This is a genomic window from Kribbella sp. WER1, assembly GCF_054189145.1.
Map to the genome: position 1 here is coordinate 2027536 of NZ_CM135186.1, position 26942 is coordinate 2054477.

At 68.3% G+C, this 26942-nt stretch carries 24 protein-coding genes and 1 pseudogene; 7 read left to right on the forward strand and 18 right to left on the reverse strand.

Annotated features, from left to right (window positions below):
- Positions 1–385: 385 nt before the first annotated feature.
- The 11 genes and pseudogenes from ACXJJ3_RS09835 to ACXJJ3_RS09885 form a co-directional block, all read right to left on the reverse strand.
- Complete coding sequence (locus ACXJJ3_RS09835; RefSeq protein WP_458169659.1) at positions 386–2968, reverse strand: ATP-binding protein; 2583 nt, start codon at positions 2966–2968, stop codon at positions 386–388.
- 149 nt (positions 2969–3117) lie between these two features.
- Entirely contained in the window at positions 3118–3312 is a 195-nt protein-coding gene (locus ACXJJ3_RS09840; protein ID WP_458169660.1) for a hypothetical protein, read from the reverse strand.
- A gap of 99 nt (positions 3313–3411) precedes the next feature.
- Positions 3412–3816, reverse strand: coding sequence for a YjbQ family protein (locus tag ACXJJ3_RS09845; protein WP_458171876.1), 405 nt, complete (start codon positions 3814–3816; stop codon positions 3412–3414).
- Positions 3816–6296 carry a leucine--tRNA ligase gene (leuS, locus tag ACXJJ3_RS09850; RefSeq protein WP_458169661.1) on the reverse strand — a complete coding sequence of 827 codons (2481 nt, stop codon included), beginning with the start codon at positions 6294–6296 and terminating at the stop codon, positions 3816–3818. The genes ACXJJ3_RS09845 and leuS overlap by 1 nt, the downstream gene beginning before the upstream one ends.
- A 188-nt stretch (positions 6297–6484) precedes the next feature.
- Entirely contained in the window at positions 6485–6727 is a 243-nt protein-coding gene (locus tag ACXJJ3_RS09855) for an alkaline phosphatase family protein (protein ID WP_458169662.1), read from the reverse strand.
- A 70-nt stretch (positions 6728–6797) separates the two neighbouring features.
- A pseudogene (locus ACXJJ3_RS09860) lies at positions 6798–7040 on the reverse strand (alkaline phosphatase family protein); the annotation flags it as partial.
- Between the two features lie 60 nt (positions 7041–7100).
- Positions 7101–7364 (reverse strand): alkaline phosphatase family protein, encoded by a 264-nt coding sequence (locus ACXJJ3_RS09865; protein ID WP_458169663.1) that lies wholly within the window; start codon positions 7362–7364, stop codon positions 7101–7103.
- 80 nt (positions 7365–7444) lie between these two features.
- Positions 7445–8335, reverse strand: coding sequence for a helix-turn-helix domain-containing protein (locus tag ACXJJ3_RS09870; protein WP_458169664.1), 891 nt, complete (start codon positions 8333–8335; stop codon positions 7445–7447).
- Complete coding sequence (locus ACXJJ3_RS09875) at positions 8332–9099, reverse strand: phytanoyl-CoA dioxygenase family protein (RefSeq protein ID WP_458169665.1); 768 nt, start codon at positions 9097–9099, stop codon at positions 8332–8334. The genes ACXJJ3_RS09870 and ACXJJ3_RS09875 overlap by 4 nt, the downstream gene beginning before the upstream one ends.
- Positions 9100–9196: 97 nt before the next feature.
- Complete coding sequence (locus ACXJJ3_RS09880) at positions 9197–9433, reverse strand: hypothetical protein (protein WP_458169666.1); 237 nt, start codon at positions 9431–9433, stop codon at positions 9197–9199.
- A gap of 13 nt (positions 9434–9446) precedes the next feature.
- Entirely contained in the window at positions 9447–11126 is a 1680-nt protein-coding gene (locus tag ACXJJ3_RS09885; protein ID WP_458169667.1) for a sodium:solute symporter family protein, read from the reverse strand.
- A 166-nt stretch (positions 11127–11292) separates the two neighbouring features.
- Between ACXJJ3_RS09885 and ACXJJ3_RS09890 the strand changes: the two genes are divergently transcribed.
- Genes ACXJJ3_RS09890 through ACXJJ3_RS09900 form a run of 3 tightly spaced genes read left to right on the forward strand, consistent with a single transcriptional unit; the run spans position 11293 to position 13530 of the window.
- A complete protein-coding gene (locus ACXJJ3_RS09890; protein WP_458169668.1) occupies positions 11293–11778 on the forward strand; it encodes a hypothetical protein in 486 nt (161 codons plus the stop codon).
- On the forward strand, positions 11775–12893 hold the full coding sequence (locus tag ACXJJ3_RS09895; protein WP_458169669.1) for a sensor histidine kinase: 1119 nt from the start codon (positions 11775–11777) through the stop codon (positions 12891–12893). Before ACXJJ3_RS09890 ends, ACXJJ3_RS09895 begins: the two co-directional genes overlap by 4 nt.
- A 1-nt stretch (position 12894) precedes the next feature.
- Positions 12895–13530: a response regulator gene (locus ACXJJ3_RS09900; RefSeq protein ID WP_458169670.1), complete on the forward strand. Its 636-nt coding sequence runs from the start codon at positions 12895–12897 to the stop codon at positions 13528–13530.
- Here ACXJJ3_RS09900 and ACXJJ3_RS09905 read toward each other — a convergent pair.
- Positions 13519–14523: an endonuclease/exonuclease/phosphatase family protein gene (locus ACXJJ3_RS09905; protein WP_458169671.1), complete on the reverse strand. Its 1005-nt coding sequence runs from the start codon at positions 14521–14523 to the stop codon at positions 13519–13521. The genes ACXJJ3_RS09900 and ACXJJ3_RS09905 overlap by 12 nt on opposite strands.
- Before the next feature lie 153 nt (positions 14524–14676).
- Here ACXJJ3_RS09905 and ACXJJ3_RS09910 point away from each other — a divergent pair, with 153 nt between their 5' ends.
- Together ACXJJ3_RS09910 and ACXJJ3_RS09915 are read left to right on the forward strand one after the other, a co-directional pair.
- Positions 14677–15270, forward strand: a complete 594-nt coding sequence (locus ACXJJ3_RS09910; RefSeq protein WP_458169672.1) for a hypothetical protein — start codon at positions 14677–14679, stop codon at positions 15268–15270.
- Between the two features lie 14 nt (positions 15271–15284).
- On the forward strand, positions 15285–15737 hold the full coding sequence (locus tag ACXJJ3_RS09915) for a carboxymuconolactone decarboxylase family protein (protein WP_458169673.1): 453 nt from the start codon (positions 15285–15287) through the stop codon (positions 15735–15737).
- Here the strand turns inward: ACXJJ3_RS09915 and ACXJJ3_RS09920 are convergent.
- From ACXJJ3_RS09920 to ACXJJ3_RS09945, 6 genes are all read right to left on the reverse strand, one after another.
- Positions 15728–16741 carry an ABC transporter substrate-binding protein gene (locus tag ACXJJ3_RS09920; RefSeq protein ID WP_458169674.1) on the reverse strand — a complete coding sequence of 338 codons (1014 nt, stop codon included), beginning with the start codon at positions 16739–16741 and terminating at the stop codon, positions 15728–15730. The genes ACXJJ3_RS09915 and ACXJJ3_RS09920 overlap by 10 nt on opposite strands.
- A gap of 32 nt (positions 16742–16773) precedes the next feature.
- Entirely contained in the window at positions 16774–19095 is a 2322-nt protein-coding gene (locus tag ACXJJ3_RS09925) for a glycoside hydrolase family 95 protein (RefSeq protein ID WP_458169675.1), read from the reverse strand.
- The gene (locus ACXJJ3_RS09930) at positions 19095–20744 is read right to left on the reverse strand and encodes an ABC transporter substrate-binding protein (protein WP_458169676.1); all 1650 of its coding nucleotides are present in this window, start codon (positions 20742–20744) and stop codon (positions 19095–19097) included. The genes ACXJJ3_RS09925 and ACXJJ3_RS09930 overlap by 1 nt, the downstream gene beginning before the upstream one ends.
- 32 nt (positions 20745–20776) lie before the next feature.
- Positions 20777–21670 carry a carbohydrate ABC transporter permease gene (locus ACXJJ3_RS09935; protein ID WP_458169677.1) on the reverse strand — a complete coding sequence of 298 codons (894 nt, stop codon included), beginning with the start codon at positions 21668–21670 and terminating at the stop codon, positions 20777–20779.
- Positions 21667–22668, reverse strand: a complete 1002-nt coding sequence (locus tag ACXJJ3_RS09940; RefSeq protein ID WP_458169678.1) for an ABC transporter permease — start codon at positions 22666–22668, stop codon at positions 21667–21669. The genes ACXJJ3_RS09935 and ACXJJ3_RS09940 overlap by 4 nt, the downstream gene beginning before the upstream one ends.
- 729 nt (positions 22669–23397) lie before the next feature.
- A complete protein-coding gene (locus ACXJJ3_RS09945) occupies positions 23398–24378 on the reverse strand; it encodes a TerC/Alx family metal homeostasis membrane protein (protein ID WP_458169679.1) in 981 nt (326 codons plus the stop codon).
- A 289-nt stretch (positions 24379–24667) separates the two neighbouring features.
- Between ACXJJ3_RS09945 and ACXJJ3_RS09950 the strand changes: the two genes are divergently transcribed.
- Together ACXJJ3_RS09950 and ACXJJ3_RS09955 are read left to right on the forward strand one after the other, a co-directional pair.
- On the forward strand, positions 24668–25219 hold the full coding sequence (locus ACXJJ3_RS09950; protein ID WP_458169680.1) for a TetR/AcrR family transcriptional regulator: 552 nt from the start codon (positions 24668–24670) through the stop codon (positions 25217–25219).
- Positions 25216–26721 (forward strand): MFS transporter, encoded by a 1506-nt coding sequence (locus ACXJJ3_RS09955; RefSeq protein ID WP_458169681.1) that lies wholly within the window; start codon positions 25216–25218, stop codon positions 26719–26721. Before ACXJJ3_RS09950 ends, ACXJJ3_RS09955 begins: the two co-directional genes overlap by 4 nt.
- The last annotated feature ends 221 nt before the right edge of the window (positions 26722–26942 follow it).

Sequence of the window (26942 nt, forward strand, 5' to 3'; positions counted from 1 at the left end):
CCGCATCAGCCGGGTCCTGACACTCGTCCCCTGTGTCGTGTGCCGGACCCGTTGCTGGGACCCCGCCCCGGAAGCAGTGCCCTGACGGTGCACCGCGCCCGGCACAGGCAGGACAGACCCGCAGTCCGCAGCACTCCGGAGCTCTCGGCCGCCGGTCGGCGCCCCCACCGACCAGCACCCGGAGGCCCTCCGCGTCGCCTTCGCCGGTCCGGGCAGTTGCGCGGTGTGCCATGGCCTCTTCATGGTGCACCGCCTTTCGCTGCCGTCGCCGGGGTCGGACTCTGCTTCCTGGAACCTGTCCTACGGCTGTAATTCTTCGTCCGGCAGTCATGTCAGGACGAGGCAGAACAACCGGCAGTTACCCGGCAGCTTCAGCGTTTCGGCGTCACGAAAGAGCGGTGAGTACGTCGTTCGCCAGCCGTCGTACGGCGGCCGCCGGGTCGGGCTGCGGCCACCCGTCCGCGACCGACGCGCTGTGACACGACTCCTGCAATACGGCCCAGGCCGTCGGCAGCATCGGCGGGTCCATGGTGCGCTGCCACGCCAGCAGCTGACCGCAGACGGCATCGCCCGCCTCGGACCGCCCCAGCGCGTGCAGGACCGCCACAGCCTCCGGCAGTACTTCGAGCAGGTACACGACCCGCCCTTCGAGCAGGAGCCGGTTCAGGGCGTCCAGGACGGCCTGCCGGGCCTGCTCGACCTCCCCGGCGGCACGGGCCAGCCGGGACCGGTACAGCATCACCAGGTAGTCGAAGTACCCGCGGTGTCCGCGGATGTCCGCGTCGGCCTGGTCGAGCAGGGCGCGCGCTTCGTCGTACCGGCCGTCCTGGTACTCGACCATCGCGAGGCAGCTGGCGACCTTGGTGCGTTCCGGGTCGTCCGGGGCCTGGCTGTCGCGGGCGAGCTCAGCCCAGTGCCGTGCGCCCGCCAGGTTCCCCAGCTCCAGGTCGACCCGGCTGAGGGCGATGTAGCCGATCTCGTCCGGGTACACGCCCGGATTGACCAGCGCGGCCTCCCATGCCAGCAAAAGCTCCTTGGCCTCCACCAGCCGCCCCCAACGCAGCAACGCGAGCCCGCAGGTCGCCTGCACGGTTGTAGAGCGCTGTATGTCGCCATGCTTCCGTGCGTCGTCCACCAACGCCGGGATCTCCGCCAGGCTCTGTGTATCGAGCAGGTGCGACCCCGAGGACACCCAGCCGCCACGGGCGACCAGACCCATCTCGGTCTCGCCCGGGATGAGCTTTCGGGCCTCCTCGTAGTGCCGACGCGCTCCGTGGATGTCACCGGTCAGACTGGACAACCGGCCGGCGATGGCGAGCAGCCGGCCGCTCGTCTCCTTGTCGGACACGTTCGACGCGCACAGCGTCGCCCACCGGATCCCGCTCTCGGCCACGCTCGCCTGGTACTGCCAGGCGATCCGGAACCCGAGCACGATCCGCGCCGCCGTGTCCCACTCCCCCAGCTCGGCCGCCCGTGTCAGCGCCACCTCGAACAGCGCCGAGTTCGCATGCGCCGCCCGGTACCGCCGGTCGCGGTCCGGCGACGACCACGCGCCCTCCAGCCCGGCCACGGACGTCGTACACCACTCGACCGCCCGGTTCCGGAACTCGGTGAGGTCGTCTCCCTGCGACGACAGCCCCGCGTACGCGTGCTCCCGGATCGTCTCCAGGAGCTTGTACCGCGCGCCGTACAGCCGCTCGAACTCCGGCACCGGCTGCAGCAGCGACTTCTCCACCAGCTCGGCCAGCAGCATCGGTACGTCGATCTCGTGAATCGGGGCGCCCGTACACACGCCGGCCACCGCCTCCAGTGTGAACGGCGACCCGAGCACCGACGCCCGGTACAGCAGCTGTCGCGCGGCGTCCGACAGCCCGTCCACGCTCCACGCGATCGTGTCCGCCAACGTCCGCTGATGCGGCGCCCCGAACCGCCGCGGCCCGGACAGCAACCGGAAGCGGTCGTCCAGCGCGGCCAGGATCGTGTCCACCGACAACGACCCGGCCCGCGCGGCCGCCAGCTCCAGCGCCAGCGGCAGGCCGTCCAGCCGCCGGCACAGCCGCGCCACGGTAGGGGCGTTCTCCCGGGTCAGCGTGAAGTCCGGGCGGACCCGCGCGACCCGCCGGCAGAACATCTCGACGGCCGGCGACGCCGCGATCTCCTCGAAGTTCTCGTCGTTCGCCGGTACGCCGAGCACCTGGACGCGCCGCACCACCTCGTCCGGCAGGCCGAGCGGGATGCGGGACGTGACGAGTACGCCGACGCCCGGGAAGCTCCGGACCATCCGGTTCGCGACGGTCGCGACGCCGTCGAGCACGTGCTCGGCGTTGTCCTCGACGATCACCAGGTCACCCGGGCGGCGGCCGGACAGTACGTCGTCGAGGTCCGACGTACCGGGGGCGGTGCCGAAGGCGTCGAGGATCGCCGAGGTGACGGCGGCATCGCGCTGCACCGTCGTCAGATCCACGACCACGACGGTGGTGTCCGCGCCGGAGAACCGGTCCGCGGCCGCCAGCGCGAGCTCGGTCTTCCCGACCCCGCCCGGCCCGACGAGCGTGACGAGCCGGTTCTGCCGAAGCAGGCCCTCGAGCTCGAACAGCTCCTGCTCACGCCCGACCAGCCCGTCCGGGATCGGCCGGGTCCCGCGCCACCGCAGCCCGGTGGGCGCCGGGTCGGCAACCGAAACGGTCGGAGGATTCACCGCAGGACGGACGACGGGCCGCCCGGACCCGTGCCCCGCCGCCTGCAGGAACTCGGCGACGTCCTGGAGGCCCAAAGCGGACGCCAGCAACCGGACGGAGTCCTTGCGCGGGCGCGCGACCCGGCCGGCCTCCATCTCCCGGATCGAACGCACACTCAGCCCGGCCCGGTCGGCCAGCTCCTCCTGGGAAAGGCCGGACTGGACCCTCAAGTCGAGCAGCAGCTCGGCGAACCCTCGCCGACCGCCCGCCCGGCCATCCACGTCCGACACAGCCCGTCACCCCTCTGGAGGCCTCACGTACCTGACACAACATAGCGTGACGGGCGTGTGCTCCGCCGGACTGCCCGGCGTGCGAGCAGCGGTCCAGGCCGCCGGAAAGGGGCCGTGATCAAATGCTTGCGCGATCAGAAATACGCGTTTCAAGCACTCACACGAACCGAGGACGATTCATTGTCGGCGGCGTACAGAGAAAGCACGCCGGCCCAGTCGTCGAGCCGCGCGCTGGTGTCGGCGCGGCCGGAATCGGCATTCAGCAGGCTGCCGTCGCAAATCCCCCGGGTCGCGCGAACCAGGAGCTCAACGGTGACATCGCGCAGCGAGTCCAGGGCAGCCATGCGGCAATTCAACCGGGTTCGTGTTTCGCAAACGTAACGCCGCCACCAACATCACAATAAGTCACCAAAATACGGCGCCGGTTATTACCGGGTAGTCCGCTAACCGGCCAGGAACGACAACCGCACTTGCCGGTCGGGATTGTCCCGATTGGTGTCCACCAGGCAGACCGACTGCCACGTTCCGAGCGTCAGCCGGCCGCCGAGCACGGGCACCGTCGCGTACGGCGGGATCAGCGCAGGCAGCACGTGGTCGCGGCCGTGACCGGGCGACCCGTGCCGGTGCCGCCAGTCGAAGTCCCGCGGCAGCAGGTCCTCAAGGACGGCGAGCAGGTCGTCGTCGCTGCCCGCACCGGTCTCGAGGATCGCGACCCCCGCCGTTGCATGCGGTACGAACACGTGCAGCAGGCCGTCGCCGCGCCCGGAGACGAACTGCTCGCACCGGCCCGTGAGGTCGAGGACGACCTCACGGGAACCGGTGTGAACCTGCAGAACGACGGAGTCCATCACGCCGGAACGATGTTGACCAGCTTCGGCGCCCGCACGATCACCTTGCGGGTCCCGCGGCCGTCCAGCGCCTTCTGGATCGCCTCGGACGCCAGCGCCAACTGCTCCAGGTCGGCGTCGGTGATACCCGGCGCCACCTCCAGCCGGTCCTTCACCTTGCCGGCCACCTGCACCACGCAGGTCACGGTGTCCTCGACCAGCAGCGCCGGGTCCACCTTCGGCCAGCCGGCCTTGGCGACCGTCGGCTCGTGGCCCAGCTCCTCCCACATCTCCTCGGCCGTGTACGGCGCGACCAGGCTCAGCAGGACCGCCACCGTCTCGACCGCCTCGCGGACCGCCGGGTCGGCGGCGCCCGGGCCGGCGTCGATCGCCTTCCGGGTCGCGTTCACCAGCTCCATGATCCGGGCGACCATCACGTTGAACCGGTGCGAGTCGATCAGCTCGGCCGCGTCCGCGATCGTCCGGTGGGTCAGCTTCCGCAGCTCCGGGTCACCCGCCGCCGGGTCGGTACCGGCGGGCGACGAGACCGCGCCGGCCAGCCGCCAGGCGCGCTGCAGGAACTTCAGCGAACCACCCGGGGACATGTCGGCCCAGTCGATGTCGTCGGCCGGCGGCCCCGCGAACACCATCGTCAGCCGGACCGCGTCCACGCCGTACTCGTCGATCATGTCGCCCAGGTTCACGCCGTTGCCCAGGGACTTGCTCATCGCCTTGCCCTGGTTGATGACCTGGCCCTGGTTCAGCAGCCGGGTGAACGGCTCCACCACGCTCAGCATGCCCATGTCGTGCAGCGCCTTCACGAAGAAGCGCGCGTACATGAGGTGCAGTACGGCGTGCTCCTTGCCGCCGACGTACTGGTAGACCGACATCCACCGCTCCGCCGTGGCCTGGTCGAACGGGCCGTCGGTGTACTCCGGGGACAGGTAGCGCAGGAAGTACCAGGACGAGTCGACGAACGTGTCCATCGTGTCGGTGTCGCGCTCGGCCGGCCCGCCGCACTTCGGGCACTCGACCTCGACCCAGTCGCGGGCGGCCGCCAGCGGCGAGACGCCCTTCGGCTGCAGGTCGGCGCCGCGCAGGTCCGGCAGCTCCATCGGCAGCTGGTCGTCCGGGACCGGCACCTCGCCGCAGGACGGGCAGTGGATGATCGGGATCGGGCAGCCCCAGTACCGCTGCCGGCTCAGCAGCCAGTCACGCAGCCGGTAGTTGATGGTCCGCTCGCCCAGACCCTTGTCCTGCAGCCAGTCGATGATCCGGGTCTTCGCCTCGGCGATCTCCAGCCCGTCCAGGCTGATTTCGTCGTTCGCGCTGTTGATCGCCGGGCCCTCACCGGTGAACGCCTTGCCGTCGAAGCCCTCGGTCGGCTGCACGGTCCGGACGATCGGCAGACCGAACTTCTCGGCGAACTCCCAGTCGCGGGTGTCCTGCCCCGGGACCGCCATGATCGCGCCGGTGCCGTAGTCGGCCAGCACGTAGTCGGCGGCCCAGATCGGGATCCGCTGCCCGGTCACCGGGTTGATCGCGTACGAGCCCAGGAAGACGCCGGTCTTGTCCCGCTCGGTGCTCTGCCGCTCGATCTCGGTGGTCGCCTTGACCTTGGTCAGGTACTCGTCGAACGCGGCCTGCTGGTCCGGCGTGACCAGCTCGGCGGCCAGCTTGGCGTCCGGCGCGACCACCATGAAGGTGGCGCCGAACAGCGTGTCCGGACGGGTGGTGAACACCCGGATCGGCTCGTCGCGGCCCTCCACCTGGAAGTCGGCGAACGCACCCTCGGAGCGGCCGATCCAGTTCCGCTGCATCAGCAGGATCTCTTCGGGCCACTGCAGCTGGTCCATGTCGTCCAGCAGCCGCTGCGCGTACTCGGTGGTCTTGAAGTACCACTGGGTCAGCTCGCGCTTGGTGACCTCCCAGCCACAGCGCTCACACCGCCCCTGCACGACCTGCTCGTTGGCCAGCACGGTCTGGTCGTTCGGGCACCAGTTGACGTACGACGCCTTCCGGTACGCCAGGCCGCGCTCGTAGAAGCGCAGGAACAGCCACTGCGTCCACCGGTAGTACTCCGGGTCGGACGTGTGCAGCCGGCGCGACCAGTCGAAGCTCAGCGCGTACCGCCGGATCGACTCCGCCTGGGTCTCGATGTTGGCGTACGTGTACGTCGCCGGGTGCTCGTTGCGCTTGATCGCGGCGTTCTCGGCCGGCAGCCCGAACGAGTCCCAGCCGATCGGGTTCAGGACGTCGTACCCCTGCTGGAACCAGTAGCGCGCCAGCACGTCGTGCAGCGCGAACACCTCGCCGTGACCCATGTGCAGGTCGCCCGACGGGTACGAGAACATCGTGAGCGCGTAACGACGCTCCGCCGAGCCGTCGTCCTTCGCCTTGAACGGGTCCAGCTTCTCCCACACGGGTCGCCACTTGGCCTGCATGGCGTTGAAGTCGTAGCCACCCCGGTCGATCGGAGTGTCGTCCACCTGCTCGCTCACGGTCCTACTCCTGCTTCGTGGATTGTTGAGCCTAAATCTGCCAGAAATGAAAAATCCCCTCACACAGGAGGGGGTGCCGTACTGACCGGCGCTCAGCGCCTGGATGCCAGTACGGCTAAGTAAGGAGCAGGCTCACTCGCATACGCTCAGAGTAGCACCGGCCCGGTGCCCTCTGAGCGACGCGGGGTTCAGTGACCGCCAGGTGGCGGGGCGCGCGGGCGGCGGCCAGGGGCCTGGGTGGGCGGCTGCTGGTTGCTCTGCGGAGCCACCGGCGCGGGCAGGTTGGCGACCTCGTACTCGGCCAGCCGCAGGTGCCCGGTCGTGCTCGGCATCGTCGGCGGCTCCAGGAACCGCAGGTGCGACGTGTGGTCGAACAACTCGCTGCACACCCACCCACCGGCCGTCCACGGCGACACGATGATGCAGGGCACCCGGAATCTTCGAGGCGATGTACTGCGCGCCCGCGGCCGGCGTGCCCTGGTTCGGGTGCTCGTTCTGGTCGATCGGCGGGAACAGCCAGCTGACCCGGGGCAGCCGGTCGTTGATCGCGTCGTACTCGAACTGGCCCGGCGCGGCCGGGGTCCGCGTGTTCAGGTACAGCGGCGAGTTCGGGGCGGCGTCGCGGAAGCCCTTGAAGTACGGGTATCCCTGGCTCTTCATCCCCCCGTCCTCCCAGTAGAACTTCCAGCTCACGCCCGCGTCGGTCAGGTACTCGGCGTACGTGCGCCACGAGTTCACGTTCATCGCGTTGGTCAGGATCGGGCCGCCGCGCTCACCCTCGGGGTCTGTTCCTTGAAGTACCCATCAGCAGCGGGATGCGGGACTGGTCGCCGGCGACGTACCGGCGGATGGCATCGCGAGTGCGGATGTGGTCCGGCTGTCGAGGTGGAACGGCAACTGGTAGCCGTCGGGGTTCTTGTCGGTCGGCTGGTAGAACACGTTCCGCCCGGTCGGCAGCGTCAGCGCGTGCGGGTCCGCGAAGCCCCGGACCCCGGACATCGCGCCGAAGTAGTGGTCGAAGCTCCGGTTCTCCTGCATCAGCAGTACGACGTGCTCGACGTCCCGCAACGACGGACGTGTACTCGGTGGCGGTGCCGCGAGTGCCTTCCCGACGTTCGGTGCCAGGGCGAACAGTGCCGCTCCTCCTCTTACAGGAACTCCGTACCGCCCGTACGGCGGTGGTCGCCAGGGGTGCGGCCGTACTTGCGTTTGAACGCAGTGGAGAACGGCCGTACGTCGGAGTACCCGCAGGCCCGTGCCACGTCCGTGACGGAGAGCGTGTGGTCCAGGAGGAGCTGTGCGGCGAGTTCCAGCCGCAGCCGCCACAGCGTCGACATGATCGAGTCACCGGTCTGCTGGGTGAACAACCGCTCCGCATGGCGCTCGGACAGGTGGGCCGCTGCCGCGACGTCCCGCACGGTGATCGGCCGCGACAGGTTGTCGCGCAGGTGCCGCTGCATCGCCTCTACGACTAACGGCCCCCTGTCGCGACGCACTGGTTCAACAGCCAGGTCTTCGTCGCGGGCGAAGGCCCGAGCCGTCTCCAGAACGAGCGTTGAGCCCAGAGCTGCCAAAGCAGTTCCGTAGCCGGACACCGGGGCCGCAGCTTCCCGCGCCAGTGCAGTAACAAGTGCTGGGAGCGCACCCGTTCGTCTGGACATGACAGGGCCATCAGCACGTGTCAGCCCGGACCACCATCCGACCTCGTCCGAGCCTGGACGAAAGGTAAAACCCCAGAACGCGATCCCCAGCGGCTCCGCCCGCGACGACTCGATCTCATGAACATCACCAGGCCGCGCGAGGAACACCGAGCCCGGTACCACGTCGTACTGCACGGATCCGTTGTTGAAGCGCCCCTCCCCCGAGTACGCCAGGCAGACCTCGTGGAAGGAGTGGCTGTGCCAGTAGTTGCGCCAGTACTCCGGCTGGTAGTGGCCCCAGCTCAGGAAGTCCGCGCGGAAGCCGTCGACCTCGCAGGACTCCAGGAGCCCCGCGAGGTCGACGAACCGGTCAGCACTGCCTACGTCGGCGAGCGTCAAACGGCACTCCTGCCCGTGGGGTCGACTCCACGCAGCATCATGCCCTGGCCGAGCGACCAGTCGTGGGTCTTCACCGTCGGCGGGTCGGAGGGGTCGCGGTACTGGATCAGCCAGGTGGTCCGGGGCTCGTCGCTGGTGTTCACGCCGGACCCGTGCACGGTCAGGTACGTGAAGAACAGGACGTCGCCTGCCTCGGCCGGCTGCGGCGTCGCCTCATCGAAAGCCGGCTCGAGCAGGTGGTACGACCCCTCCGCCTCGTGCTCGCGCGGCCCGGACTTGTGACTGCCCGGGATGATCCGTACGCAGCCCTTCTCGACCGGGGCGTCGTCGAAGTGGAAGATCGCCGCCCCGACCCGGTGGTACGTGTGCGGGAAGAACGGGTGGTCCTGGTGCAGCGGGAACGGCGAACCGTTCTCCGGCGGCTTCACGAACAGCTTGGTGTGGTGCAGCTGCACGTTGTCGACACCCATCACCGCGGCGGCCACGTCGGTGAATCGCGGGTCGACGAGGAGCTTCGCGAACTCCGCGTCGTAGAACTGCGCGTCGTGCAGGTGCTGCAGCTTGGTGGGCGCCTCCGCCATGTCGCGAGCGGCCCCCCAGGTCGGGTCGTCGCCACGGTTCAGCTGCGCCAGCAGGTCGTGGCTGCGCTTGCGGTAGTACGCCGCTTCTTCCTTGCTGAGCAGGCCTTTCACCAGTACGAAGCCGTCGGCGGCGTACTGCTGCGCGAGCGACGACAGCTCGGGCCGCTCGGATGTGATCGTCATCTCGGAGTACCTCCTGATCGGGTACTTCGAGCCTACGAACGGCGGCGTCCGGGCGGGAGGACCCGACCGGACGCCGATGTTCGTCAAACGGACATGCTCACTCGTCGTCGTCCTGAACGGTGATCGGCCGCAACCGTGCCCACAGGACGAACAGGGCCGCGAACACCAGCATCCCGAGGCCGCCCCACAGGTTGATGTTGATCCCGGCCGCCTTGTCCGTCTCGGCCTGGCTGCCGGTCAGTCCGAGGATCGTCAGCACCACGCCGTAGATGCCGACCAGCAGCGCGATCACGATCCGGATGTCGAACGCTCCGGCCTTCTTCTTCTCCGCCATCACGACCTCCTTGTCAGCCGAAGATGATGTTCAGGGCGATGGTCATCGCGAGCGAGATGCCCGCCAGCAGCACCGGCTTGCGGTACCAGCCGCCGTCGCCGGCCACCGCCACCTCGGTGCGCTGTTCCTTCGGGGTCAGTGAGTACACGAGCCCGACCAGCTCGGTGTCGCGCTTCGGCGTCGTCGCCAGGCTGACCAGCACGCTGATCACGATGTCGATCGCGAACGCCGCACCGGCGCCGACGAAGCTGGCGCCCTGACCGGGCAGGTTGATGACGCCGTTCTCGGACAGGACGAACACCAGGATCGCGGTCGCGGTCCCGCTGACCAGGCCGATCCAGCCGGCCGCCGCGGTCATCCGCTTCCAGAACATACCGAGGATGAACGTCGCGAACAGCGGCGCGTTGAAGAACGAGAACAGCTGCTGCAGGTAGTCCATCAGGTTGCTGTAGCCGGAGGCGATCGCCGCGGTGCCGATCGCGATCAGCGTACCGGCCACGGTCACCCAGCGACCGGTCCGCAGGTAGAAGTCGTCCGGGCGGTCCTTGATCAGGTACCGCTCGATGATGTCGTACGACATGACTGTGTTGAACGAGCTCAGGTTGGCCGCCATCCCGGCCATGAACGACGCCAGCAGCCCGGTGATCGCGAGGCCGAGCATGCCGTTCGGGAGCAGGTCGCGCATCAGCAGCAGGATCGCGTCGTTGTAGTCGACATCACCGCTGCCGTTCGCCTTGAACTGCGCCAGCTCCGGTACGACGACCGCGGCGATGATGCCGGGGATGATCACGATGAACGGGATGAACATCTTCGGGAACGAGCCGATGATCGGGGTCCGCCGGGCCGCCGACATGTTCTTCGACGCCATCGCCCGCTGCACCTCGACGAAGTTCGTCGTCCAGTACCCGAACGACAGCACGAAGCCGAGGCCGAACACGATGCCGATCACCGACAGGAAGCTGTTGCCGAAGCCACTCAGCGCATTGCCCGGCCAGGCCGACATCTGCGCGTCGCCGCCCGGCGACGCGGACACCTTGTCGACCAGGCCCTGCCAGCCGCCGACCTTGTGCAGGCCGACCAGGGTCAGCGGCAGCAGCGCGGCGACGATCACGAAGAACTGCAGCACCTCGTTGTAGATGGCCGCCGACAGACCACCGAGGGTGATGTAGCTGAGCACGATCGCGGCGGCGACGATCACCGACACCCAGATCGGCCAGCCGAGCAGGACGTTCACGATCGTGGCCAGCAGGAACAGGTTCACGCCCGCGATCAGTACCTGGGCCAGCGCGAAGCTGATCGCGTTCACCAGGTGCGCGGGCTTCCCGAACCGGCGGAGCATGAACTCCGGGACACTGCGGACCTTCGAGCCGTAGTAGAACGGCATCATCACGACGCCGAGGAACAGCATCGCCGGGACCGCGCCGATCCAGAAGTAGTGCACGGTCGGCATCCCGTACTGCGCGCCGTTCGCGGACATCCCCATGATCTCGATCGCGCCGAGGTTGGCCGAGATGAACGCCAGCCCGGTGACCCAGGCGGGCAGCGAACGGCCGGACAGGAAGAAGTCCAGGCTGCTCGATACCGCGCGTCTGGCCAGGTAGCCGATGCCGAGCACGAAGACGAAGTACAGGGCGATGATGACGTAGTCGATCGCCGTGGCATCCAGTCTGAGGATGGATTGTTGCGGAAGCATCGGCCCTCCGGATCGTCGGCTGTGACGGATCGTGTTGTTACCGATCAGGAACGTTACTCCCCTTTTCAACCAGCCGCGGGCCGACCCGGCGACCGATCCGTCTCCACCCGGATCTCCACCCCTGGTCGGTCCTCACCGAGGGCAGTCCAGGCCTACCGTCCGTGACATGAGCCTCGGAACGTTGCCCAACGCACTCATCGTGATCGCCGTCGTGGTGGCCGTCCTCGCGCGGCGGCTGTCCTGGTCGGAGCTGGAGAACTCCGATGCCGACGTCTGGCGCGGGCCGGTGGTCCTGATGGGCGTCGGGGTCTATCAGCTGTACAACAAGCACGTCCCGCTGGGCGTCGCCGGCATCACGCTGCTGGTCGTCGGCGCCGCGGTCGCCCTGGTCGCGGGGGTCGCGGCCGGACGGGTCGCCCAGGTCCAGCGACGCGCCGGGAAGGTGTTCTACCGACTCGGTCTGCCCGGACTCGGCATCATGGTGGCCTACCTGGTCGTCCGGCTCGCCCTGGCCGGCGTCGGGCACCTGGCGGGCGTACCGTCGGCGGGCGGCGGCGCGCTGATGCTGTCGATCGGCGCGAACCTGCTGACTCAGTCGATGATCATCCAGAGCAAGGCGAGCCACGCCGAGGAGGAGTACAGCAACCAGTGAAGCTGAAGGCGCTGCTGCCGCCCCGTCCGCACGGTGAGGCCGGCTGGGTCGGTCGCGTACTCACGGCCGGCGTGGCAGTCGCCGTCCTGGTCACGGCCCGCCCCGCGGACGGCTGGGTCTGGGCCGTCCTCGGCGTGACGTTCGGGGTCTTCCTGGTCGGTTCGGCCCTGATGGCCACCCGGCCGTACGTCGCGTTCGGGCTCCTGCTGGCGGTCGCGGTCTGCAACGCGGCGATCGCGGGCTACCCGCAGTCGAACGCGCTCGTCCTGGTCCTGGTCTCGATCACGGACATCGCCGTGATCAACTTCAAACGGCGCGGCAACCGCCCGATCATTGCCGCGGGCATCGGTATCGCGGCCGCCTACGCGGTGTCGGCGTGGCTGTTCGACCAGTCGGACACCTGGTACTTCACCCAGCTGCTGTGGGCCGCCGTACTGACTGCTTTCGGGTTGAACCGGCGGCAGTACGAGGCGCAGGCGCGACAGACCGAGCAGTTGCTGGAGCAGACCCAGTTGGCGCAGAGCGAGCACGCCCGCGCCGCGGCGCTGGAGGAGCGTGGACGGATCGCCCGCGACCTGCACGACGTACTGGCGCATTCGCTGGGCGCGTTGAGCGTGCAGCTCGAGGTGGCCGAGGCGTTGCTGGCGGAGCGGTCCGACACGGCCGGTGCACTCGACCGGGTCCGGCGGTCGCGGAAGCTCGCCGTACAGGGGCTGACCGAGGCGCGGAGTGCGGTGGCCGCGCTGCGGGCGGACGAAGTACCGGAGCTGCCTGCGGCGCTGGCGGCGATGGCGGAGCAGCACGAGAAGGACCACGGGACTCCGGTACGGCTGACGGTGACCGGCGGGCGGAAGCTCGACTCAGGTGTGGCGGTCGCGCTGCTCGGCGCGGCCCGTGAGGCGCTGACGAATGCGGCGAAGCATGCACCTGGTCAGATTGTTGACATGCGGATTGTCTACGACGACGGCGTCCGGGTGTCGGTGCGGAACAAGGGGGTCACCAGCGGCGAGGGCTTCGGGCTCGCCGGGATGCGGGAACGGCTGGCGCTGGTGGGCGGGACGTTGACGGCAGGCCCCGATGGCGACGACTGGTTGGTGATGGCGGAGGTTGACTGAGGTGATCCGGGTAGTGGTGGCCGACGACCAGCAGGTGGTCCGGGAAGGACTGGTCGCGCTGCTCGGCCTGATCGACGGCGTCGAGGTCGCGGGCGCCGCCGGGAACGGCGTCGAGGCCGTCGATCTGGTGGCCAAGGGCACCGTGGACGTCGTACTGATGGACCTGCGGATGCCGGTCCTGGACGGTATCCAGGCGACCGCCCGGATCACCGCCGACCACCCGGGCGTCGCCGTACTGGTGCTGACGACGTACGCCGACGACGCGTCGATCGCGAACGCGCTCCGGGCCGGCGCCCGCGGCTACCTGACCAAGGACGCAGGTCGCGCCGAGATCGGCGCCGCGCTCCGGTCCACGGCCGCCGGGCAGTCGACGTTCGACCCCGAGGTCTCCAAGCGCCTGATCGCCGGCCTCGCACCGGCGGCGGACGGCGGCAACGACGGCCTCACCGCCCGCGAGACCGAGGTACTGCGGCTGATCGCCCGCGGACTGAGCAACCCGGAGATCGCCGGCGAACTGTTCATCAGCGAGGCGACCGTGAAGACCCACATCAACAACACGTTCGCGAAGATCGGCGCCCGCCACCGGGCGGAAGCGGTCCGCTACGCGTACCGCAACGGGATCGTGTCAGAGGCGTAGCTCGGCCACGACGGGACGGTGGTCGCTGCCGGTCGGCGCCATCACCCAGGCCTTCGTCGGCGTGATACCGCGGACCAGGATGTGGTCGATGCGCGCCATCGGGAACGCCGACGGCCAGGTGAACCCGAACCCGGTCCCGGCCGCCCCCTGCGCCGAACGCAGCCCGACGGTCAGCGGCGCGAGGCTCCGGTCGTTGACCGTACCGTTGAAGTCGCCCATCACGATCACCGACTTCGACTTGTCGGCCGCGATCTGCTCGCCGAGCTCCTTGATCGTCTTGTTGCGCTGGTCGGAGGTGAATCCGCTGGTCCCGATCCGGACCGAGGCCAGGTGCGCGACGTACACCGCGACCGTCCCCTTCGGCGTCCGCACCTCGGCGCGGAGCGCCCGCGTCCAGGCGAAGCCGACGTCCACCGACTTCGTCTCGACCACCGGGAACTTCGACCACAGCGCGACCGTGTCCCGCGTCACCTCGTACGGGTACGTCTTGGCGAACGACGCCTTGTAGATCTTGAGGTCCGCCGGGGTGAGCTCCTCCAGCGCGACGACGTCCGCGTCCGCGCCGAGCAGGTCCTTCGCGGTCTGCTGGGGCGCCGGGTTCGCGGCGTCCACGTTGTGCGTCAGCACCCGCAGGTCGTACGCGCCGCCGGTCGACTTCCCCGGCAGCAGCAGGTGGCCGAACATCAGGCCCCAGATCGCCGCCGGCAACAGCAGCGCGACACCGGCCGTCGCGGAGCGCCGTACCAGCGCGGCGACGCCGAGTACCGGGACGGTGACGCCGACCCACGGCAGGAAGGTGTCGAGCAGGCTGCCGAGGTTGCCGATCGAGTTCGGCACGCTGCGGTGGAACAACAGCACCAGCCCGGCAAGAATCGCCAGCACCGCGATCACCCAGCCGCGGCGCCACATGCCACCGGTCTTCTTCCGGCGGCGCGCTGCTGTGCGCGTCGGCGGTCGCGTACGGGTGGCGACAGCGGTCTGGCGGTCCGGCATGCCAGCGATTGTTGCGGACGTCCGGCCCGGACCAAAGCCCGTGCCCGGTCAGGTACGGCGATTTCATCCGTACGGACGACGATCCGGCACCGGAATGATGAGGAATCCGTGAGAAAGCTGGTGCCTTCGGGTGACCTCACCCACAATGCCGGTATGCCGATCAGCGAGCCGTTCGTCGTCAAGCGCCACGGCCTGGGTACGACGAAGACCGCCCTCGCGCTCGGCACCGCGGTGTTCGGCGCACTGGTCCTGCTGACGCTCGGGATCGTCGTGGTGCAATCGATCCGCGGGGCCTCGGTCCGCGCGCCGCTCGAGGCGGTCTGGCTGAGCTGGGGCGGTACGCCGCTGATCTTCGCGGTCGGCCTGCCCGTACTGCTCCTGGTCGGCGCGATCACCGCGCTCGAGGAACGCCACGACCAGGACGCGGACGACGTACTGCTGACCGTCGACGACACCGGCATCCACCTCGGCGGCGACCAGCCGCGGACGATCCCGTGGGGCGAGGTCCGCGGCGTCTGCCGGGTCGAACGCCACGAGACCGAGGAGACCTGGGAGCCCCGCCTGGTCGTGATGCTCGTCGACGAGGACGCACTCCCCCGCAGTACCAAGGCCTGGGGCCCGTCCTGCCCGTGGCCCGGCACCCACGAGATCCTCGGCCGCACCCTCCCGTACGACGAACTCGTCACCGCCGTCGCCGAACGCGCACCCCAGGTCCGCGTCACCGACCGCGGCCGGGTGGAGGACTGAGCTAGCGTCGGCGTATGGCAGCCCCCGACATCAACAGCCCTGAGGAGCAAGCGCGGTACGAACGCGGCCTGGAGGTCCTGAACGCGATCGACGGCGGCGGCGCCCCCGCGGTGATGAACAGCCTCGGCGACATCGCGCCCGCCCTCGCCCACCACATCGTCGCGTTCGGCTTCGGCGACCTGTATTCGCGGCCCGCCCTCGAACCGAAGCAGCGCCAACTCGTCACACTCGGCATCCTCGCCGCGCTCGGCGGCTGCGAACCCGAACTGGAGGTCCACATCAAGACCTCCCTCAACGTCGGCCTCACCCCCGCCGAGATCGTCGAGTCCTTCATCCACACCGCCGGCTATGCCGGTTTCCCCCGCGCCATCAACGCCATCACCGTCGCCAAGAAGGTCTTCACCGACCGCGGCATCCACGTCACCGACCGAGCCGCTCCACCGGCAGAAACAGACCGTCAGCCCTGAGGGGCGAGGTACTTCTCGAGGTCGGAGAGGACGTCCATGGCGCCGATCGGGCCGAGGCCGAGGAACCAGACCTCGTCGTCGACGCGTTGTGCCTTGCCTGCCTTGACGGCCGGGAGGGACTTCCAGAGGTTGCTGTTGACAACCTTCGTCTCGTCGGTGGTGTCCGGCTTGCCGTAGCTGGAGTAGAAGATCCGGTCGCCGTCGGCCTTGCCGATGTTCTCCTGGGAGACCGCGACCGCGAGGTCCTGAACGTCCTGGAGCTTCGGGCGCGGCAGGCCGACGTCCTTCAGGATCACGCCGATGAACGACAGGTTGCCGTACAGCCGGATCTCGCCCGGGCGGAACCGGACGAGCGAGATCGTCGGCGTACCGTCGACCTTCTTCTTCACGTCGTTCGCGCGGGCCTGGTAGCCGTTCAGGATCGACGTCGCCTTGGTCTCCTCGCCGACCGCGTCCGCGACCAGCAGGAAGTTCTCCTTCCACGGGAACCCGGGGCGGATGCTGAACACGGTCGGCGCGATCGCGCTGAGCTTGTCGTACAGGTCCTTGGCGCGCAGCTTGCTGCCCAGGATCAGGTCCGGCTTGAGCGCCGCGATCGCCTCCAGGTTCAGCTCGCTGATCCCGCCGACGGTCTTGATCCCCTGCGCCTTCTCGGCGAGGTACGACGGTACGCCGCTCTGCCCGGCCGTGGTCGCCATCCCGACCGGGGTGATGCCGAGCGCGAGTACGTCGTCCAGTTCGCCGCTGTCGAGGACGACGATCCGCTCCGGCTTCTTCGGCAGCTGCACCGAGCCGACCGCGTCCTTCACCGTCCGCGGGAACACGCCGGGCGCGGCGTCCGACCCGAGTTTCGCGGTCTCCGCGTCGGCGGTGCTGAACAGCCGCCCGCCGGTCGCCACTTCCTTGTCACCGACGCCGGTGTCCGCACTCTTGGTGTCCCCGCCGCCGCAGCCGGCCAGCGCCAGTACGGCGGCCGAGGCGACGATCCCGATCAGCTTCTTCACAGAGGTTGACCCTACAACAACACTGGTTAGGCTCACCTAACCAGGTCCACCAGCTGACCGGCCGCCAGTACGACGGTCCGCTCGCCGCTCGGCAGCGCGATCCGGTACGTCCCGGCCACGGTCGCCCGGACGGTCGCCGTGGTCAGCTCGCGGTCGCGCCAGGCCACGTCGAACACCAGCCCGCCGCGCGCCCGCAGCCCGCGGAACGACCCGTCCGGCCACTCGGCCGGCAGCGCGGGCAGTACCCGGACGACGTCGGTGTGGCTCTGCAGCAGGAGTTCCGGGAGGCAGCCGGTGATGCCGAAGTTCGCGTCGATCTGGAAGATGTCGCCGTCGCGGGACATCAGGTTCCCGGACACGAGGCGGCTCAGGTAGTCCTGGATCACCGCGACGGCCTTCGACGGCTCGTACAGCCGCGCCCACAACGCGACCAGCCAGGCGGCGGTCCACCCGCCGTTGGTCGCACCATCGGTCCGTCGCTCCAGCGAAGTACGAGCGGCCGCGGCCCACTCCGGCGTACGGTCCGGGTCGATCTCGGCGCCCGGGTACAGGCCGTACAGGTGCGACTGGTGGCGGTGATGGATCTCGGACGGCGTCCAGTCCGTCGGCCATTCGTGCAGCCGGCCGTCTGGGGTGATGCGGATCCCCGGCAGCCGGTCCCGCGCGGCCGCGGCCTGTGACGCCAGCTCAGAGTCCAGCCCGAGCACGTCCTCCGCCTCGCGGAGGTTCGCGAACAGCTCGCGGATCAGCCAGATGTCGAACGTCGACGTCAGGTCGACCGATGCCTTCTCACCGGACGGCAGCACGAAATGGTGCTCCGGCGCCGTCGACGGGACGAACTGCAGTACGCCGTCCCGGTCCTCGACGAGCATCGCCAGCACGAACGACGACGCGCCCGCGATGATCGGATACGCGCGCTCGCGCAGAAAGCCGGCGTCCAGTGTGAACCGGTAGTGCTCCATCAAGTGCGCCGTCAGCCACACCCCGCAGGTCGCGCACATCGCCCAGACGGGATCGTCGCCGCCCTCGCCGACGGGCCAGGTCGCCCTCCAGAGGTCGGAGTTGTGGTGCGAGACCCACCCGGGAGCGTCGTACAGGCTCCGCGCTGTCTCGGCGCCCGACGCCGCGAGTCCTTCGAGCAGGTCGGTGAGCGGTTCGAAGCACTCGCTCAGCCCGGTCAGGTCGGCGAGCCAGTAGTTCATCTGAGTGTTGATGTTGTTGGTCCAGTCGCTGGCCCACATCGGCCGCAGGTCCTGGTTCCAGATGCCCTGCAGGTTGGCGGCCTGCGTTCCGGGGCGGGAGGACGCGATCAGCAGGTACCGCCCGAGGTTGAACGCGAGCGCGACCAGATCCGGGTCGCTGCCACCGGCCGCGATCGACTGCAGACGTTCGTCCGTAGGATTGTTGACAATCGACCCGAGCTCCAGCGACGCCCGGTCGTACAGCGCCAGGTGGTCCTCGACGTGCCGCTCCCGCAGCTTGTCCACGGCAACCGCATCCAGTACGTCGACCGCCGCCCGCAACGCGACCTGCGGATCCCGCCCCGGCGGCACCGACCAGCCGGCGAATGTACTCGCCGCCGCCAGCACCACCGTCACCCGCGAAGCCCCTCGCACCACAACCCCACCGGCAGCCCCGGCACCGTCCCCGCCCTCGTCCCCGCCCTCGTCCCCGTCCGCCGGCATCGTCACCACGCCGTCCGAGAACACCCGCAGCGCGACCCCGAACCCGATCCCCCGCCCGTCCGCGTACCGCACCGGATCCGGCGACTCCCGGTACTCGATCGTCAGGTCCGACGGCGCCCGCCCGACCACCCCATAGGTGCCGTCGGCAACCACCGCCTGCACCGGATGCGGACTCCCCAGCCCGACCCGAAGGTCAACAACAGGATTGTCGGCAATCAGCGTCCAGACCAGCACCTGGTCCGGCGCCGACACGTACGTCTCGCGCCGGAACCGCACGCCCTCGACCGTGTAGTCGACGGCGGCGATCCCGGTGCGCAGATCCAAACTCCTCCTGTAGTCCACCGCCTGACCGGCCCCGGTGGAGATCACCAGATCGGCCAACGGCTGGTACGACTCCACCAACGGCCCTTGCAGCGCCCGCGTCCGCTCGGTCGCGGCCAGCTGATCACCGTCGTCCAGCAGCAACCGCCGTACGTCGGCCAGCACCGCCGGCCCGTCCGGGACAGTCAGCTTGCGCGGACCGTCCCCCGACCACAGGTCGTCGAGGTTCAACGCGATCCGCTCGTCGGCAACCCGCCCGAACACCTTCGCGCCGAGATGCCCGTTGCCCAGCGGCAACGCCTCGAACCAGTCCGGCGCCGGCGCCCGGAACCACAGGAGGTCGGACACTACTTCGAACCGCTCTTGTACTTGTCGTAAGCCTGCTGGTTGATCTGCAGGTACCGCGGCATCCCGGTGCTGTCGAGCCCCTTCACGTAGGCGTCCCAGTCGGTGTCGATGTTCTTCGACCCGGTGATGAAGGCCAGCTGGTTCTGGTTCACGTAGTTGTTCAGGTTGGTCTGCAGCGTCGCGATCTCCCCGCTGAGGCTCGGGTCCGGCCACATGAACGACTGCGGGAACCACTGCGACTTGTCGACATGTCCCTCGTACTGCTTGGTCGCCTCCCACAGCCGGCGCTCCAGGCCGGCGCCGGTGTAGATGTCCTTCGGCACGACCTGCGCGTTCCGGTAGGCGAGCGTGTTGTTGTACTGACCGAGCGCGCCCCAGCTGATGTTCTTCGGCGCGTCCTGCTTCGGCTTGTACAGCGGCGTGGTGCTGGCGTCGAGCGCGACGTCACCGGGCGCGGGCTTGGTCCAGCCGATACCCTCCGGGCCCATGTTGGTGATCTCCTGGCCCTGGTCGGTGTAGATCCAGTTCAGCATCTTGATCGCCGCGACCTGCGCCTCCTTGCTGGCCTTGTTCGTCAGCATGAACGTGTACCCGGTCGACGTCGGGTGGTTGTACCCGGTGTAGCTCTTGCCCTCCGGACCGGTCAGCGGCGGTACGGCGTCGTACTGCTTGTCACGCCCGTCCTTGGAGTCCAGCTGGACGAAGATGCCCGGCCAGAGCACCGGCACCGAGCCCAGTACGACGGCCTTGGGGTTGTTGCCCTGGGCCTGCAACGCCTGCGCGTTCTGGGTGAACGCGGCCTGGTCGATCAGCCCGTCCTTGTAGAGGCCGTGGATGTACTTGAGGCCTTCCTTCCACTGGTCCGAGGTGACCGGTGTGACGACCTTGTCGCCGTTCAGCGTGAGCAGCGACCGGACGCCGTTGTTCGCGCCGACCGGGTCGTACGCGAACGCGTTCATCAGGTACGCGATCAGGCTGCTGTCCTGGACGTCGGTGGTCATCGGGATCTCGTCGGCCTTGCCGTTGCCGTTCGGGTCCTTGGTCTTGAACGCCTCGAGCACCTTGCGCAGGTCGTCGGTGGTCTTCGGCACCTGCAGCCCGAGCTTCTTCAGCCAGGTGCTGTTGATCCACAGCTTGTCCGGATACGTGCAGTGGAAGCAGTCCGCCCACTGCGGCAACGCGTAGATGTGACCGTCGGGCGCGGTCGCCATCTCCTTGTACTCCTTGTTGGTGTCCAGCACCTTCTGGATGTCCGGCGCGTTCTGCTTGATCAGGTCCTCGAGCGGCACCGCGACCCCCTGCTGGCCGAGCTTCAGCACCTCCGCCTGGGTGAACGCGTCGATCCACGGGATCAGGAAGAACAGGTCCGGGTAGTCGCCGCTGGCCAGCGCGATCTGCCGCTTCTCCTTGGCCGGCCCGGCGTCGTACGTCGTGGTCTGCCAGCGGAACTGGATCTTGAACTTGTCGCTGATGATCTTGGTGACCGCGTTGGTCTCCAGGTTGGTGCTCTGGTCCGCCGGGGTGAAGGTGTCGATGATCACCTTGCCGTCGGACGTGGTCTCGTTCGCCGCGCCCTTGGACGACTTGTCCGAGCTGCAGGCAGCCAGGGCCAGCGCGCCGGCAGCTGCCAGCGCCACGACCTTGCTCACGGATGAGCGCATTGCTCTGTTCCCTTCTGTACTCAACCTTTGACTGCGCCGACCATCACGCCCTTGGTGAAGTGGCGCGCGACGAACGGGTAGATGACCAGTACGGGCAGGCTCGAGATGACGATGAGCGCGTACTTGAGGACGTTGGCCAGCTGTTGCTGTTCGAGCTGCTGGGCCAGACTCGTCGTGGTGGTGGACCCGGTGAGGGTGTTCAGGATCAGCACGTTCCGGAGCACGATCTGCAGCGGGTACAGGCTGGGGTCCTTGAGGTAGATGAGGGCGTCGAAGTAGCTGTTCCACTGGAAGATCGCGTACATCAGCGCGATCACCGCGATCACCGGCTTGGACAGCGGCAGCACGATCGACCACAGGAACCGCAGGTCGCTCGCGCCGTCGATGGTCGCGGCCTCGTACAGCTCGTCGGGGATCGTCGAGCGGAAGAACGTCCGCGCGATGATCACCTGCCAGACCCCGATCGCGCTCGGGATCACCATCGCCCAGCGGGTGTTCAGCATCCCGAGGTCCTGAACCACCAGGTACGTCGGGATCAGGCCGCCGGAGAACAGCATCGTGAAGATCAGCGCGCTCATGATCACGTTCCGGCCGAAGAACGTCCGGCGCGACAGCGGGTACGCGATCGCGATCGTCAGCGTGACGCTGATCAGGGTGCCGCTGATCGCGTAGATGAACGAGTTCAGGTAGCCCTTCATGATCATCGGGTCGCTGAAGGCCTCTTTGTACGCGCGGATGCTCGGCTCGACCGGCCAGAGCAGGACCTTGCCGGCGCTCACCGCGGACGGGCTGCTGAACGAGTTCGCGACGATGTAGATCAGCGGGACCGCGACCAGGATCAGCGCCAGCCAGAGCATCACCTTGACGCCGGTCAGGAAGATCTTGTCGGTGCGGGTCTCCTCGATCGTGCTCATGACCACAGTCCGTTTCCGGTGATGCGCTTGGCGGCGAAGTTCACGCCGAGCAGGAGGAACAGGTTGATCACCGAGTTGAAGAGCCCGATGGCCGTCGCCATGCTGAAGTCGGCGTTCAGCAGGCCGGTCTTGTAGACGTAGGTGGCGATGATCTCGGACTGCGCGGTGTTCAGCGGGTTCTGCAGCAGGAACGCCTTCTCGAACCCGATCGACATGATGTTGCCGACGCCGAGCACCAGGATGATCACGGCGGTCGGCATGATCCCCGGCAGGTCGACGTGCCGGATCCGCTGCAGCCGGCTGGCGCCGTCGATCCGCGCGGACTCGTGCAGCGCCGGGTCGATCCCGGACAGCGCCGCCAGGTAGATGACCGCGGAGTACCCGGTGGTCTGCCAGACGTCCGACCAGACGTAGATGTGCCGGAAGTAGTCCGGGTTCCCGAGGAAGTCGATCTGCGGTACGCCGAACAGCCCGATCGCGTCGTTCACGAACCCGAGCCGCGGCGACAGCACCAGGATCGTCATCGAGACCACGACCACGGTGGAGATGAAGTACGGCGCGTACGTGACCAGCTGGACGGTCTTCTTGAACCGGCCGTTGCGGATCTCGTTCAGCGCGATCGCGAGGATGATCGGGATCGGGAAGCTCGCGAGCACGGTGTAGACCGACAGCAGGAAGGTGTTCTTCACCAGGGTCCAGAAGACCGGGTTCTGGAAGAACAGTTCGAAGTTCTTGAACCCGACCCACGGGCTGCCCCACGGGCCCTTGACCGGGCTGTAGTCCTTGAACGCGATCACCGCGTTCGCGATCGGGATGTACTTGAAGATCACGAAGTACGCGAGCGGGACGACGACCAGCAGGTACAGCTGCCAGTGCCGCCGCAGACTCCGCCCCGCCTGCGTCCGCCGGCTGGTCCGCCGCGGTCTCCGCGAGACCTCCGCCGCCCGCTGCGCCGGCTGCCCCGCGCGGGCCGGTTTCACCTCGAAGGTTGCGCTCACTCCGCTTCCTTTCCCTCACGCGCTGGAGTGGAACCGATATCCGATAGGATCTCGGGTTTCGCTTTCCCGGAGAATGACACACAACCACCGGAGAGCGGAAGACTTCCCGCCGCTGTCGATACCGGACGGTGACCGAAGCGCCCAAACCCCTTACCAACAAGGGATTCACACCGTTGCTATCAGCAACAACACACCGCTGGACGCACCAATGATCCGATGGCCAGCCACCGGATCCGGACACACCTCACCAAGGCCCGGAGCCGCTCTGAGCCACCGGCACCGAACCTCTGCAGAATTTATTTCTCCTGTTAACTATATGGCAGTCAACCGGTCTCCACCGCCCCATGTCAAGACCAGGAAGGCGACCGGGACAGGGCAAGGGGCAGCGACGGGACCGGAGGGCACTCGACGGTCGCCGGCGGGCAGGAAAAACCTGACCCGACCATCACGGGGGAACGGCCGGGCCAGGCAGTTTCGATGATACCCCTGATCACCGAGCGGGGTCGGACAATTCGCAGGCGGACGCGCCGGGTGATGTCTCACCGTCTCCACCATGCGTACCCGCTCCTTGAACGCGCACCCAGCTGTACGCCACGCAAGCGTTTGACCGGCGCTGGTGACTCCCGGTGTTTCCTTGTTCGAGATCCCGACCGGCACGTCGACTCCAGCCGAGGTTTCCGGAAAGAATCCTGCACCAGACGCCGTTTAGTTTCCGGAAAGGCGGCGTGCTCAGTCCTTGACCCGGATGGCTTCGCGGCGGTTGTCGCGGGACGTCTTGAGCAGGCTGACGACGGTGGTCACGAACAGCGTGCCGACGATGAAGCCGAGCGAGGTGAGGATGCCGATGTGCGGCAGGTGGATCGCGCCGATGTCGTCGATGTGCGAGCCGTGCAGCGCCTCGATGATCAGCTTGACGCCGATGAACGCGAGGATCACGGACAGGCCGACGTTCAGGTAGACGATCCGCTCCAGCAGGCCGCCGATCAGGAAGTACAGCTGCCGCAGCCCCATCAGCGCGAACGCGTTGGCGGTCAGCACGATGTAGGCGTCCTGTGTGAGGCCGAAGATCGCCGGGATCGAGTCGAGCGCAAAGATCACGTTCGCCATTCCGATCGCGGCGATCACGATCACCAGCGGGGTGAGCTGCCGCTTGCCGCTCGCCCGGCTGACGAGGTTCGAGCCGTCGTAGTCGTGCGACAGCGGGAGCACCCGGCGCAGACCCCGCAGTACGGCGTTCTCCTGGAAGTCGGACTCGTCGTTCTCACCTTCGAGCACCAGCCGGACGGCGGTGTACACGAGGAACGCCCCGAAGATGTAGAACACCCAGCTGGCCGCCGAGATCGCGGCCGCGCCGGCCAGGATGAAGATCGCCCGGAGCGCCATCGAGACCACGATGCCGATGTACAGCACCTTGTCCTGCGCCAGCGCCGGTACGGCGAACCGCGCCATGATGATCACGAACACGAACAGGTTGTCGACGCTGAGGCTGTACTCCGTGATGTACCCGGCAACGAACTCGCTGCCCGACTGCCCCGGGCTGAACACGAACAGCCCGACCGCGAACAACCCGGCGAGGGCGACGTAGAACAGCACCCACCGCGTCGCGTCCTTGATCGTCACGGTGTGGTTCCGGCGGGCGATCACGACCAGGTCGAACGCGACGATCGCGAGCAGCCCGACGATGGTCAGCACCCAGACAAGCGGTGACATGTCGGAAACCATGACGAACCTCCGGACGTCGGCATACCTCAGCGTGGTCCGGAGGTCTCTCCCACCCGGCTGACCGTGGAACACGATCAATCGGGCCGGCAGCACCGGTTCGGCCGTCCAGGCCTCCCGTGATGACGACGCTGCCGCTGAGGGATACTCCCCTCCTCAAGCGCGCCCAGTGTAGTAGGTCGAGGCGCGTTCTCAGCAACCGTATACCGCATACTGCCTGCAGCAATAGCTTCACACTAAGAATGAGACATGAATGTCTCATATGAGCTACACTTGTCTCATGACTGTTGATCGAGATCAGGTACTGCGCGCCGCCGCGACCCTGCTGATGCGGAAGTCCACCGCGACCATGGACGAGGTCGCCCGGGCCGCCGGGATCAGCCGCGCGACGCTGAACCGGCAGTTCGCCGGGCGGGACGCGCTGGTCCGGGCGCTCGAGAACCTCGGCATCGCCGAGTGCGAGTCGGCCGCGACGCGCGCCGCGGTCGACGACGGCCCGGTCGCGGACGCCGTCCGCCGCCTGGTGCGCGAGCTCGAGCCGGCCGCCGGACTGCTCGCGTTCCTGTACTCCGAGAACCAGCTCTTCGAGGGCGACGAGCAGAACGCGGGCTGGGCCCGGCTGGACGCGCAACTGGTCGCGCTGTTCCGGCGCGGCCAGGAGACCGGCGAGTTCCGGATCGACCTCAGCCCGGTGTGGATGACCGAGGCGCTGTACGGCCTGCTGGTCTCCGCCGCCTGGGCCATCTGCGAGGGCCGGGTGGCCCCGAAGGACTTCACCACGAACATCGCCGAGCTGCTGCTCGGCGGAGCAATACGGAGAGAACAGACATGAAGCAGCAAGCAGACACCCGTACCCGCTCGGGCCGCTGGTTCGCGCTGGCCGTGCTGGTGCTGGCGGTCCTGCTGGTCGCGGTCGACGCGACCGTCCTCGGCCTGGCCACGCCGTTCCTGTCCGAGGACCTGAAGCCGTCGTCGACCCAGTTGCTGTGGATCGGCGACGCGTACTCGTTCGTGCTCGCCGGCCTGCTGGTGTCGATGGGCAGCCTCGGCGACCGGATCGGCCGGAAGCGGATCCTGCTGATCGGCGCGACCGCGTTCGGCGCGATCTCGGTGCTGAACGCGTACGCGAACTCGGCCGAGCTGATGATCGTCGCGCGCGCCCTGCTCGGGGTCGCCGGCGCGACGCTGATGCCGGCCACGCTGGCGCTGATCCGCAACCTCTTCCACGACCCGCGTGAGCGCAGTCTCGCGATCGGCATCTGGGGCGCGGCCGCGTCCGCCGGAATGGCGATCGGCCCGATCGTCGGCGGCGTACTGCTGGAGAACTTCTGGTGGGGCTCGGTGTTCCTGATCAACCTGCCGGTGATGGCTGTCCTGGTGGTCGTCGGCGCGAAGCTGCTGCCCGAGTCGCGGAACCCGGAGCCGGGTCCGTGGGACCTGGTCAGCGTCGTGCTGTCGATGGTCGGGATGATCGGCGTCGTCTACGCGATCAAGGAGTTCGCGGCGCACGGGTTCGCCTGGGCGCCGGTCGCGGCGGGTGTCGTCGGGCTGCTGGCGTTGTACGGATTCGTCCGGCGGCAGCGGCGGCTCCCGATCCCGTTGCTGGACCTGAGCCTGTTCCGCAGCCGGGGCTTCAGCAGCGCCGTACTCGCCGATCTGCTCACGATCCTCGGGTTGTCCGGGCTGATCTTCTTCCTGTCGCAGTACCTGCAGCTCGTGCAGGAGCGGCGGCCGATCGAGGCCGGGCTCGCGGAGTTGCCGGCCGCGATCGGGTCGGTCGTCGCGGGGCTGCTCGCCGGGCAGGTGGCGCGCCGGTTCTCGGTACGCGCCGTCGTCGCGGGCGGGCTGGCCGCGATCGGGCTGGCGCTCGCCTCGCTCACCACGATCAGCCAGACGACCGGGTACCCCTTGCTCGGTGCGGCGCTGCTCGTCGTCGGCGCGGGCGCCGGGTTCTCGTTCACGGTGACGGCCGACGTGATCCTGTCCGCCGTACCGAAGGAGCAGGCCGGTGCGGCGAGCGCGGTGTCGGAGACGGCGTACGAGCTCGGTACGGCGCTCGGCATCGCGGTGCTCGGGTCGATCGTCACCGGGATCTACCGGAACTTCGAGGGACCGGCCGGTACGCCGACGGCCGCGCACGAATCGCTGGGCGGGGCCGTCGAGGCGGCTGCCCAACTCCCGCCGGCGGTCGCGGGCGAGCTGCTCGACGCGGCCCGGGAAGCGTTCGCGCACGGGGTCGCGATCGCGGCGGGCGTCGGTGCGGTCGTTCTGCTGGCGACCGCGGTGGCCGCGTGGTTCCTGCTCCGCGGGCAGGAGCTGAAGACCGAACAGTAGGCAAAAAGTTTCCGTTTCCTCGATGAGCCCTGGGACATTTCGCCGGATCGGAGTACAAAGAGTTTCTGTAGGTCTTTGTCCGCCCCCTAGGCCTAGGAGGAACTGTCATGGCCGGATTCAACGGCGAAGCATCGTGGTTCTGTTGCGGAAACGCATGGGGACCCTGCGCGAGCACCGGGCACGGCGCTTGCGGAACCTGTAACTCGGGGAACTTCCAGCAC

What these genes read in the sequence shown, in the direction of transcription:
- ACXJJ3_RS09935 (WP_458169677.1), bottom strand. Translation starts at nt 21,670, where the DNA reads ATGAGCACGATCGAGGAGACCCGCACCGACAAGATCTTCCTGACCGGC.
- ACXJJ3_RS09905 (WP_458169671.1), bottom strand. Translation starts at nt 14,523, where the DNA reads ATGCCGGACCGCCAGACCGCTGTCGCCACCCGTACGCGACCGCCGACG.
- ACXJJ3_RS09845 (WP_458171876.1), bottom strand. Translation starts at nt 3,816, where the DNA reads ATGGACTCCGTCGTTCTGCAGGTTCACACCGGTTCCCGTGAGGTCGTC.
- ACXJJ3_RS09890 (WP_458169668.1), top strand. Translation starts at nt 11,293, where the DNA reads ATGAGCCTCGGAACGTTGCCCAACGCACTCATCGTGATCGCCGTCGTG.
- ACXJJ3_RS09945 (WP_458169679.1), bottom strand. Translation starts at nt 24,378, where the DNA reads ATGTCACCGCTTGTCTGGGTGCTGACCATCGTCGGGCTGCTCGCGATC.
- ACXJJ3_RS09880 (WP_458169666.1), bottom strand. Translation starts at nt 9,433, where the DNA reads ATGGCGGAGAAGAAGAAGGCCGGAGCGTTCGACATCCGGATCGTGATC.
- ACXJJ3_RS09950 (WP_458169680.1), top strand. Translation starts at nt 24,668, where the DNA reads ATGACTGTTGATCGAGATCAGGTACTGCGCGCCGCCGCGACCCTGCTG.
- ACXJJ3_RS09915 (WP_458169673.1), top strand. Translation starts at nt 15,285, where the DNA reads ATGGCAGCCCCCGACATCAACAGCCCTGAGGAGCAAGCGCGGTACGAA.
- ACXJJ3_RS09910 (WP_458169672.1), top strand. Translation starts at nt 14,677, where the DNA reads ATGCCGATCAGCGAGCCGTTCGTCGTCAAGCGCCACGGCCTGGGTACG.
- ACXJJ3_RS09840 (WP_458169660.1), bottom strand. Translation starts at nt 3,312, where the DNA reads ATGGCTGCCCTGGACTCGCTGCGCGATGTCACCGTTGAGCTCCTGGTT.
- ACXJJ3_RS09885 (WP_458169667.1), bottom strand. Translation starts at nt 11,126, where the DNA reads ATGCTTCCGCAACAATCCATCCTCAGACTGGATGCCACGGCGATCGAC.
- ACXJJ3_RS09875 (WP_458169665.1), bottom strand. Translation starts at nt 9,099, where the DNA reads ATGACGATCACATCCGAGCGGCCCGAGCTGTCGTCGCTCGCGCAGCAG.
- ACXJJ3_RS09955 (WP_458169681.1), top strand. Translation starts at nt 25,216, where the DNA reads ATGAAGCAGCAAGCAGACACCCGTACCCGCTCGGGCCGCTGGTTCGCG.